This is a genomic window from Spirillospora sp. NPDC029432 (genome assembly GCF_040703975.1).
Lineage (GTDB): Bacteria > Actinomycetota > Actinomycetes > Streptosporangiales > Streptosporangiaceae > Spirillospora.
Map to the genome: position 1 here is coordinate 1 of NZ_JBEZWH010000125.1, position 11,093 is coordinate 11,093.

Consider the following 11,093-nt stretch of genomic DNA (forward strand, 5'->3'; position numbering starts at 1 on the left):
GGCCGCGGTGCCGGCGGCGGCCGGCCCGGGCGGTCCGGGCGGCGCCGGCGGGGCGGCCCGGATCGCCGCCCGCCCCCCGGTACGGCTGGAGGCCCCCGGCGGCGGGCTCCGCCTTCCCGAGGCCAAGCCGTTCTTCGCCGGCCGCACCGTCAGCCTCGGCAAGCTCGACCTCCTGGTCTCGCAGTCCGAGCTGCCGCGCGCGGTGGTCGTCCAGGGCATGGCGGGGGTCGGCAAGACCACGCTCGCGCTGCACTGGGCGCACCGGGCCGCCGACCGCTTCCCCGACGGCGCGGTGTTCGTCGACCTGCGCGGCGACCTGCGCGGCAAGGCCGCCCCGTCCGAGGTGATGGGGCAGGTGCTGCGCGGCGTCGGGGTGCCGGGCGACCAGTTGCCGCGCACCGAGGCGGAGCTGGAGGCGCAGTGCCGCTCGCTGCTGCCCGGCCGGCGGGTGCTGCTGATCCTCGACAACGCCGCCGAGGCGGCCCAGGTCCGGCCGATCATCGCGGCCGCCACGGCGGGGCTGGTGGTGGTGACCACGCAGCGCCGCCTCCCGGCGCTGGCGGAGAGCGCCGACGGCGCCGACATCCGGACGCTGGAGCTGCGCGAGATGGCCGTCCAGGAGGCCGTCGACCTCATCGCCGGCGTGCTCGGGCCGGGGGACCGGCGCGTACGGGAGGAGAACCGCGCGGTCGTCCGGCTCGCCCGCGAATGCGGCTACCTGCCGCTCGCGCTGGCGATCATGGCCGCGCGGCTGGCGGAGAACCCCGAGGAGTCGATCGCCGACACCGTACGGGAGCTGGCCGACACCTCCCCGGCGGTGGGGCCGGGCCTCAACACCGTGCTCAGCCCCACGTTCGACATCGCCTACCGGGGCCTGCGCCGCGAACGGCGCGCGGCGTTCCGGCTCCTGGGGCTCGTCACCGGGCCCGACTTCAACGCCGGTGCCCTGGCGGCGCTGCTGGACGCGGCGGAGGAGGAGGCGGCCGAGTGCCTGGAGGACCTGCGCCAGGCCCACCTCGTCCAGGACGTCGCGCCCGGCCGCTTCCGCATGCACGGCCTGCTGCGCGACTTCGTCCGGGAACGGGGCCTCAGCGAGGACGCCGACAGCGACCGGATGGCGGCGCAGCGCCGCCTGCTCGCCTGGTACCTGGCCGAGGCGCGCCAGGCCGGAGCGCACCTGACCCGCGCGCGGCGGCCCGTACTGGACGGCCGGGAGAGCGCGCCGCCGGACGCCGTCGTACGGCAGGTGGCCCTGGCGTGGTTCGAGGCCGAGCGGCGCAACCTGGTCGCGGCGGTGCACCAGGCGGCGCGGCTGGGGCTGCACCGCACGTGCTGGGAGCTGGCCGACGCGCTGTTCGACTTCCAGGCGTTCCGCCGTTACAGCGAGGACAACATCGCCGTGCATCAGGCGGGCCTGCGGGCGGCGCGGGCGGAGGAGGACTGGCAGGCCGCCGCCGTCATGCTGCACAACCTGGCGGTGGCGCACTTCGAGCTGGGCCAGCCGGTGGAGGCGATCGGGTACGGGGAGGACGCGCGGCGCGGGTTCCGCTCGGTGGACCCGCCCGACCGGTACGGCGAGGCCGTGGCGCAGGCGACGCTCGCCGACGTGCACGCCTCCCTCGGCCGCTACCTGACCGCGATCGAGCACGCGCGCCGCTCGCTGGCCATCCACGAGGCCCTGGGGGACGGCGAAGGGGTGGCCAAGGGCCACGAGACGCTGGCCACCGCCCACATCGGCCTCGCCGACTACGACACCGCCCTGTCCCACGCCGGCGAGGCGCTGCACATCCGCCGCGAGATCGGGGAGATGCCCGGGGTCGCGGCGACGCTGCTGACCCTGGCGCGCGTGCACCGCCGGCGCGGCGCCGTGCACGAGGCCGTCTCGCACGCCCTGGAGGCGCTCTACATCCGCCAGGACCTCTCGGACCGGTACGGCGCCGCGCAGGCGCTCACCGAGCTGGCCCGCATGAACGCCTCGCTCGGGCTGCGCGACCTGGCGCTGCAGGACGCGGAGCAGGCGCTGCGGACGTACCGGGCGCTCGGCGCGCGGCACGGCGAGGCCAAGGCGCTGGTGACGCTCGGCATGCTGATGTGCGACGCCACCCGGTTCGCCGAGGCGTTCACGTACTGCGGCGAGGCGCTGCGGCTGCACCGCGAGATCGGCGACCGCTCCGGCGAGGCCGAGGCGCTGTCGCAGACCGGCATCGTGCACTGGCGCCTGGGCCGCTACCGCGAGGCGCGCGAGCACCTGGTCCGGGCCCTGGAGCTGCGCCGGGAGATCGGCGACCTGTACGGCGAGGCGCACGACCTCGAGCACCTCTCGATGGTCGTCCGGCGGCTGGAGCGCCACCAGGAGGCGTTCGTCCTGGGCCTTGAGGCGCTGGACCTGTGGCACCGGCTCGGCGCGCAGGCCGGGCTGGCCGGGACGCTCGGCAGCCTCGCCCGCACGTACCTGAAGCTGGACCTGTACGAGCAGGCCGAGCAGGCGGCCCGGCAGGCGCTGGCGATCCGCCGGGAGATCGGCGACTGGTACGGGATGGGCGTCGGGATGGACACCTTCGCCGCCGTCCTGCGGGCGGGGGACCGGCCCGAGGAGGCGCTGAAGATGGAGCTGGAGGCGCTGCGCGTGCTCGGCGAGGTCGGCGACCGCCACAGCGAGGGCACCGCGCTGGTCCATCTGGCCGCGATCTACCTGGAGCTGGACCGCGCCGAGGAGTCGCTGGAGACCGGCGGGCAGGCGTACGACCTGGCCGTGGAACTCGGCGACGCCCGGGAGCAGGCGATGGCGCTGCACACGATGGGGCGCGCCGGCCAGCGGCTGGGCCGCCACTCGCGCGCCGTGGAGCTGTTCCTGGAGGAGATCGCCATCCGCCGGGACATGGGCGACCACCGGGGCCAGCGCAAGGCGCTGGAGCGGCTGCGCGACTCCTGCCTGGTGCTGGGCGACGCGGCCGCGGTGGCCGACTGCGACCGGCGGCTGCGCGCGGTCGACAGCTGGCTGGAGTCCGACGGCCCCGACGACGACTGAAGACCGCGCGTACCGGAGCGGAGGAACGGAGGGGAGGAACGGCCGAACGCCGGGAGAAGATCTGCAACCCGTGGTGCAATTTGCATGCACAGCGCATCGAAGTGTGGCGTAGTACGCAGTCGATCGCTGTACCGCCGCGTTCACTGGCGGTATGGACATCACCAGATTCTGGGACGAGCTCCCGGAGCGCGCGCGAGAGGCCCTGCTGCGCGCCGGCACCAACGTGATGATCAAACCGGGCGCGTTCCTGACCCGCGAGCACACCCGGGCCTCGCAGGTCTTCGTGCTGCGCTCGGGCGCGGTCAAGGTGTGGGTCGACCGCGGCGGCGAGACCGTGATCCTGGACGTGCTGGGCCCGGGCGACGTCGTCGGCGAGCTGGAGGCCGTGGACGGCGGCGTCCGCGACGCCAGCGTGGAGGCGCTGACCCGGGTGCAGGCGCTGGTCCTGCCCGCGGCCCGGTTCCGCGCGGTGCTGGACGCCCACCCCGGCGCGGCCTGGGCGGTGGCCGCCGTCCTCGCCGAGCGGCTGCGCGACGCCAACGGCCTGCGCACCGCGCACTTCCCCGACGAGCCCGAACGGCGGCTGGCGGGCCGGGTGCTGCGGCTGGTGGCCCGCTTCGGCAAGCCGCCGCCCGGCGGCGCCGGCTACGAGGTCCGCGTCCCGGTCAGCCAGCAGGACCTCGGCCGCTGGGCGGGCATGGGCCGCCGCAAGGTGGCCCAGATCCTGGCCGGGGAGCGGGGCCGGCTCGCGGTCGCCCGCAACGTGATCACCGTCCGGTCGGTGGCGGCCCTGCACCGCCTGGCCGGCGACCCCGCCGCCGGGTACGAGCCGCCCGCGGCCCCGGCGCGCGACGACCGCGAGCGCGTGGCCCCCTAGAACCCGCTGGGCGCGTACGGCCACGGCGGCGGCACGGGCAGCGGCCCGTCCGGCCGCATGAGCAGCCCCTCGCCCGCGGAGCGGCCGCTCAGCCAGGCCAGCAGCGCCCGCCCGCCGCCCGAGATCTCGGCAGCGCCGCCGAGGTCCGCGGCGTCCCCGGTGTCGGTCGCCACCAGCCGGTACCCCTCCAGCGCGCCCCTCAGGTCGGGAGGCAGCGCCGCCAGATCGGCCAGCGTGCTCGTCAGCGCCCACTCCACGTACGCCACGGGCCACCCGGCCGGCCCGTACCCGGCGGCCAGGTCCACATGGTGGGCCTCCACCTCGTGCCAGCGCCGGTAGACGGTGAACCAGGCCGGGTGCCGCCAGCCGGGCATCGCCCGCACCGTCCGGTCCCACGCCTCCTCCGGAAGCCGCGCCGCCTGGGCGGACAGCCGTTCCGCCGACGCGCGGAGGTCCTCGGCCAGCGCCGCGGCGCCCCGCCCCGCGCCCGCCTCCAGATCGGCGTTGCGCGCCTCCATGCTCGGGTACTGCGGGATCTCCTCGCCCGTGCGGGCCCACTCGAGGAGGTTCCACAGGGAGTCGGCGTTGCGCGCGATGTGGGTGGCCACGTGGCCACGCGTCCACCCGGGCAGCGCCGACGGGCCGCGCAGCTCCTCCTCGCCCAGCCCGGCCACCGTCGCCACGACCCGTTCCGTTCCGGCGTCGACCTCCGCCAGGACCTTCCGCCACTCGCCCATCGCGCCCCGCCTCTCTGTGCCACCGCTCCGTGGAAACCCCATCCTGCCCTGGTACGGCGGGGGCCACGCCGGTGACAATGATCTCCATGAGCCGGAACAGGGACCTGTCCATCTGCGTGACCTGCGGCGTCCAGTACGGTGCGCCGCGCGGCGACTGCCCGATCTGCGCGGACGAGCGCCAGTACGTGGGCTGGGAGGGCCAGCGCTGGACGAGCCTGGAGGAGCTGCGGGCCGCCGGGCACCGCGGCGTCGTCCGCGAGGAGGGCCCGGGGATCACCGGGATCGGCGCCGAGCCCGCGACCGCCATCGGCCAGCGCGCCCTGCTGGTGCGCACGCCCGCCGGGAACGTCCTGTGGGACATGATCACCTACCTCGACGACGCGCTGGTCGAGCAGGTGCGCGCGCTGGGCGGGATCGCCGCGATCGCGATCAGCCACCCGCACTACTACGGCACGATGATCGAGTGGGCCCGCGCCTTCGGCGCGCCGGTGTTCGTCCACGAGGCGGACCGGCGCTGGATCGCCCGGCCCGACGACGCGGTCACGTTCTGGAACGGCGACACCGCCGAGATCGCCGACGGGATCACGCTGATCAACGCCGGGGTGCACTTCGCCGGGGGACAGGTCCTGCACTGGCGGGACGGCGAGGACGGCGCGGGCGCGCTCCTGTCCGGTGACATCCTCCAGGTGGTCGCCGACCGCGACTGGGTGAGCTTCATGTACAGCTACCCCAACTTCATCCCCGAACGGCCGCGCACGGTGCGCCGGGCGCTGCGCCTGCTGGAGCCGTACCCGTTCGCCCGCGTGTACGGGGCGTGGTGGGACCGGATCGTGAAGACCGACGGCAAGGCGGCCGTGCGCCGCTCCGCCGCCCGCTACCTGGACTTCGCGCTGGACGACCGGGAGTGACCGAGGGGTGACCGGAGCGACCGGCGCGCCGTCCGCGGGTTCCGGTAGCGGGAGATCTTCGAACACGTGTACGGTTCCCAGGTGACGCCCGCCGCCTTCAGGGACGGGGGAGGACCCTGAAGAAATGCGGCGGCGGGCTCCGCTGTTGAAGAGTCGGGGAAGTCTGTCAGACCCCCTGGCTAGCCTGAGGGCGACGTGTGTCTTCACCATGTCCGGCGACCGTGTCCCATGACCGTGTCCGGCGACTGGGGACCCCCGGGACACGCGGGCCAGAGACATGCCACTAGAGGAACCGGAACAACGCCGTGCATGACCGACTCATCGTGCGTGGAGCACGCGAGCACAACCTGAAGGACGTCTCGCTCGACCTGCCGCGGGACTCCATGATCGTGTTCACCGGGCTGTCCGGCTCCGGCAAGTCCAGCCTGGCCTTCGACACGATCTTCGCCGAGGGACAGCGCCGGTACGTCGAGTCGCTGTCGGCGTACGCCCGGCAGTTCCTCGGCCAGATGGACAAGCCCGACGTCGACTTCATCGAGGGCCTGTCCCCGGCGGTGTCGATCGACCAGAAGTCCACCAGCAAGAACCCGCGCTCGACGGTCGGCACCATCACCGAGGTGTACGACTACCTGCGGCTGCTGTACGCCCGGATCGGCCACCCGCACTGCCCCGACTGCGGCCGCCCGATCAGCCGGCAAGCCCCCGAGCAGATCGTCGACCGGGTGCTGGAGCTGGAGCAGGGCACCCGCTTCCAGGTGCTGGCCCCGATCATCCGCGACCGCAAGGGCGAGTACGTCGAGCTGTTCCGCGAGCTCCAGTCCAAGGGCTTCTCCAGGGCCCTGGTCGACGGGGCGATGATCCGGCTGGACGAGCCGCCCAAGCTCAAGAAGCAGGAGAAGCACCACATCTCCGTGGTCGTCGACCGGCTGGCGGTCAAGGACACCGCCCGCCAGCGGCTGGCCGACTCGGTGGAGACCGCGCTCGGCCTGGCCGGCGGCACCATCGTGCTCGACTTCGTCGACCTGCCCGAGGACGACGAGCACCGCACCCGGATGTTCTCCGAGCACCTCTACTGCCCCTACGACGACCTGTCGTTCGAGGAGCTGGAGCCGCGCTCGTTCTCGTTCAACTCGCCGTACGGCGCCTGCCCCGACTGCACCGGCCTGGGCACCCGCATGGAGGTCGACCCCGAGCTGGTCGTCCCCGACCCCACGATGACGCTGGGCGAGGGCGCGATCCAGCCGTGGTCCAACGGGCACGTCAGCGACTACTTCCTGCGGCTGCTGTCGGCGCTGGGCGACGCCATGGGCTTCGACCTCAACACCGAGTGGGAGCGGCTGCCGGCCAAGGCCCGCAAGGCGATCCTCAACGGGCACGAGACCCAGGTCCACGTCCGCTACAAGAACCGCTACGGCCGCATCCGCTCGTACTACACCGCGTACGAGGGCGTGATCCCCTACATCCAGCGGCGGCACGCCGAGTCCGAGAGCGACTCCACCCGGGAGAAGTTCGAGGGCTACATGCGGGAGATCCCGTGCCCGTCCTGCGAGGGCGCGCGGCTCAAGCCGGTCGTCCTGGCGGTCACCATGGGCGGCCGGTCGATCGCCGACGTCGCGGCCATGCCGATCGGCGAGTGCGCCAAGTTCCTGCTGACGCTGGAGCTCAGCGACCGCGACCGGCACATCGCCGAGCGGGTGCTCAAGGAGATCAACGCCCGGCTGGGCTTCCTGCTGGACGTCGGGCTCGACTACCTCACCCTCGACCGCGCCTCGGCCACGCTGGCCGGCGGCGAGGCGCAGCGGATCCGGCTGGCCACCCAGATCGGCTCCGGCCTGGTCGGCGTGCTGTACGTGCTGGACGAGCCGTCCATCGGCCTGCACCAGCGCGACAACCACCGGCTGCTGGAGACGCTGATCCGGCTGCGCGACATGGGCAACACGCTGATCGTCGTCGAGCACGACGAGGACACCATCCAGGCCGCCGACTGGGTGGTCGACATCGGCCCCCGGGCCGGCGAGCACGGCGGCCAGATCGTGGTCTCCGGCACCGTCGAGGACCTGCTGTCCTCCGAGCAGTCGCTGACCGGCGCCTACCTGTCCGGCCGCCGCGAGATCGCGGTGCCCGAGATCCGCCGGCCCCGGCAGAAGGGCCGCGAGGTCGCCGTCAAGGGCGCCCGGCAGAACAACCTCCAGGGCGTGGACGTCGCGTTCCCGCTCGGCGTGTTCACCGCGGTCACCGGTGTCTCCGGCTCCGGCAAGTCCACGCTGGTCAACGACATCCTCTACAACTCGCTGGCCAAGCAGCTGCACGGCGCCCGCACGGTGCCGGGCAAGCACCGCCGGGTCACGGGCGTCGACCAGCTCGACAAGGTCGTGCACGTCGACCAGTCGCCGATCGGCCGCACCCCGCGGTCCAACCCGGCGACCTACACCGGCGTGTTCGACCACATCCGCAAGCTGTTCGCGCAGACGACCGAGGCGAAGGTGCGCGGCTACCAGCCGGGCCGGTTCTCGTTCAACGTCAAGGGCGGCCGGTGCGAGAACTGCTCCGGCGACGGCACCATCAAGATCGAGATGAACTTCCTGCCGGACGTCTACGTCCCCTGCGAGGTCTGCCACGGCGCCCGCTACAACCGGGAGACGCTGGAGGTCCACTACAAGGGCAAGACGATCTCCGAGGTGCTGGACATGCCGATCGAGGAGGCCACCGCCTTCTTCGAGCCGATCAAGGCGATCCACCGGCATCTGAAGACACTGCTGGACGTCGGGCTCGGCTACGTCCGGCTCGGCCAGCCCGCCACGACGCTGTCGGGCGGCGAGGCCCAGCGCGTGAAGCTGGCCTCGGAGCTGCAGCGCCGCTCCACCGGCCGCACGATCTACGTGCTGGACGAGCCGACCACCGGCCTGCACTTCGAGGACATCCGCCGGCTGCTCGGCGTGCTGAACGGCCTGGTCGACAAGGGCAACACGGTGATCGTCATCGAGCACAACCTGGACGTGATCAAGACGGCCGACTGGATCGTCGACATGGGGCCCGAGGGCGGCTCCCGCGGCGGCACCGTGGTGGCCACCGGCACGCCGGAGGAGGTCGCCAAGGTGGAGGCCAGCCACACCGGCCAGTTCCTGGCCAAGCTGCTGGACTGAACCGCCGGGTGGAGCCGCCCCGAGGGTTGACGGGACCCCGGTCGCGGATTTGGATGGCGCCCAGAGGCGGACTCGCCGCGGTCCGCGCCGCGGCCGAGGGGCGCACCCATGGGGCAGCTCCACATCGGGGGACGTTGGGTCGGCCCGCATGACGGGGCCCTCCGCGAGATCCGCTGCCCGGCCGACGAGTCGCCCGTCGCCAGCGTGGCCGAGGCCGGGCCCGAGGACGCCGCGGCCGCCGTGCTGGCGGCCCGGCACGCCTTCGACTCAGGCCACTGGCCCCGGATGCCGGCGCGCGACCGCGGCGCGCTGCTGCTGCGGGTGGCCGACCTGCTGGAACGCGACCGGTTCGAGCTGGCCCGGGCCGAGTCGCTCGACACCGGCCGGCGGGTGGCCGAGAGCGAGCACGACGCCGACGACGCGGCCGCGGTGTTCCGCTACTACGGCGGCCTCTGCCTGAACGGCGCCGCCGGGTCCGCGGGGCGGGCGGTGGACACCGGCCGCGCCGACGTGATCAGCCGGGTGGTGTCCGAGCCGGTCGGCGTCTGCGTGCTGATCACGCCGTGGAGCCATCCGCTGCCGAGGGCGTCCTGGAAGGTCGCCCCGGCGCTCGCGGCCGGCAACACGGTCGTGCTCAAGCCGAGCGAGCTGACCCCCTCGACGGCGATCCTGCTGGCCCGGCTGCTGGTCGAGGCCGGTCTGCCGGCGGGTGCGTTCAACCTGGTCCTGGGCGCGGGCGGCCGGGTAGGCCCGGCGCTGGTGGCGCATCCGGCCGCCGACATGGTCTCGTTCACCGGCGGGCTCGCCACCGGCCGCGGCGTCCTGGCGGCCGCCGCCACCACGGTGAAGCGGGTGGCGCTGGAGCTCGGCGGCAAGAACCCCAACATCGTCTTCGCCGACGCCGATCCGGAGGCCGCGCTGGAGATGGCGCTGGCCGCGGCGTTCCTGCACTCGGGCCAGGCGCGCTCGGCGGGGGCGCGGCTGCTGGTGCACGCGCCGGTGCACGGCGAGTTCGTTGCCGAGCTGGCGGCGCGGGCGGGGCGGATCCGGCTGGGCGGCCCGTTCGATCCCGAGGCCGAGGCCGGGCCGCTGATCTCCCCGGAGCACCGCGCCAGGGTGGAGGCGTACGTGGCGGCCGGTCTGGACGAGGGCGCGCGGCTGTGCTGCGGCGGGGGCCGCCCCCGCGAGTCGTTCCTGCGGAAGGGCTACTACTACCTGCCGACGATCCTGGACGGCTGCCACACGCGGATGCGGGTCGTCCAGGAGGAGTCGTCCGGGCCGGTGCTCACGGTCGAGACGTTCGAGACCGAGGAGGAGGCCGTGGCGCTGGCCAACGACAGCGTCTACGGGCTGGCGGCCGCGGTCTGGACGCAGGACGCCGGCCGCGCGCAGCGGGTGGCGGCGCGGCTGCGGCACGGCACGGTCTGGATCAACGACTTCCACCCGTACGTGCCGCAGGCCGAGTGGGGCGGCTTCAAGCAGTCGGGGATCGGCCGGGAGCTGGGCCCGGCCGGGCTGGCCCGGTACCAGGAGGCCAAGCACGTGTGGCACAACGTGCTGCCCCGCCCGCGCCGCCGCTTCGGTTCCCGCCCCTGACCGCGCGCCGGCCGGCCGACCGAATATCTTGGTCGGAGAGACGCAGGTCGCGGGGGGTGAGCAAAAGATCACCCGGCGGAGTTTGAACCTTCAAACGCTCCCGTTCGTACTCTCCGGTGACAGCGTGCGAGCCGCGCGGTCGGCGCGCGTGCCGCACCGGCACCCCGCACCGAGACACGGAGGAGATCCATGGCACAGGCGCCCGCAGAGCGGACGGACAGCCCCGAAGCGCCGCCCGCGGCCGGACCGGCCACGGACGGCAGCACCCGGCGCGGGATGCTGATCGGCGCCGGGCTCGCGGGGGTCGCCGGCCTGGCGGCGGCCTGCGGCGGCGGCGACGAGGGCGGCGGCGGATCCGGCGGGGAGGGCTCCGGCGGTGAGAGCGGCGACGGCGGTGGCGGCTCCACCGGCGCCGCGCTCGCCAAGGCGAGCGAGATCCCGGTCGGCGGCGGCAAGGTCATCGAGTCCGAGAAGATCGTCGTCGTGCAGCCGGTCCAGGGCCAGTTCAAGGCCTACAGCAGCAAATGCACGCACCGCGGCTGCCCGGTGGACGCGGTCGCGAACGGCACCATCAACTGCCCCTGCCACGGCAGCAAGTTCAAGATCGCCGATGGTTCGGTGGCCAGCCCGCCGGCCACCGAGCCGCTGGCGGAGCGGAAGATCACGGTCAAGGGCGACCAGATCACCCTGGCTTGACCCGTGCCCGGGCGGGGGCGGGGCGCCCCGCGTTCGTACCGATCCTGCGGGTCATCGCGGCCATCACGTACGGCACGTTCCTGCTCGAGCACTTCCTGAGCACCGATC

The 11,093-nt window shown here is 73.9% G+C and carries 7 protein-coding genes; 6 read left to right on the top strand and 1 reads right to left on the bottom strand.

The window, feature by feature from the left end:
• Together AB0881_RS40930 and AB0881_RS40935 are read left to right on the top strand one after the other, a co-directional pair.
• On the top strand, positions 1-3,028 hold a 3,028-nt coding region (locus AB0881_RS40930), incomplete at its 5' end, for a tetratricopeptide repeat protein (protein ID WP_366626245.1).
• Between the two features lie 151 nt (positions 3,029-3,179).
• Positions 3,180-3,905, top strand: coding sequence for a Crp/Fnr family transcriptional regulator (locus tag AB0881_RS40935; RefSeq protein WP_366626247.1), 726 nt, complete (start codon positions 3,180-3,182; stop codon positions 3,903-3,905).
• Here AB0881_RS40935 and AB0881_RS40940 read toward each other — a convergent pair.
• Complete coding sequence (locus AB0881_RS40940) at positions 3,902-4,642, bottom strand: maleylpyruvate isomerase family mycothiol-dependent enzyme (RefSeq protein ID WP_366626249.1); 741 nt, start codon at positions 4,640-4,642, stop codon at positions 3,902-3,904. The genes AB0881_RS40935 and AB0881_RS40940 overlap by 4 nt on opposite strands.
• Positions 4,643-4,728: 86 nt before the next feature.
• Here AB0881_RS40940 and AB0881_RS40945 point away from each other — a divergent pair, with 86 nt between their 5' ends.
• The 4 genes from AB0881_RS40945 (at position 4,729) to AB0881_RS40960 (ending at position 10,985) form a co-directional block, all read left to right on the top strand.
• Positions 4,729-5,550: an MBL fold metallo-hydrolase gene (locus tag AB0881_RS40945; protein WP_366626251.1), complete on the top strand. Its 822-nt coding sequence runs from the start codon at positions 4,729-4,731 to the stop codon at positions 5,548-5,550.
• Positions 5,551-5,855: 305 nt separating this feature from the next.
• Complete coding sequence (gene uvrA, locus AB0881_RS40950; protein WP_366626253.1) at positions 5,856-8,693, top strand: excinuclease ABC subunit UvrA; 2,838 nt, start codon at positions 5,856-5,858, stop codon at positions 8,691-8,693.
• A gap of 108 nt (positions 8,694-8,801) precedes the next feature.
• A complete protein-coding gene (locus AB0881_RS40955; protein ID WP_366626255.1) occupies positions 8,802-10,289 on the top strand; it encodes an aldehyde dehydrogenase family protein in 1,488 nt (495 codons plus the stop codon).
• A 189-nt stretch (positions 10,290-10,478) separates the two neighbouring features.
• A complete protein-coding gene (locus tag AB0881_RS40960; protein ID WP_366626257.1) occupies positions 10,479-10,985 on the top strand; it encodes a Rieske (2Fe-2S) protein in 507 nt (168 codons plus the stop codon).
• The last annotated feature ends 108 nt before the right edge of the window (positions 10,986-11,093 follow it).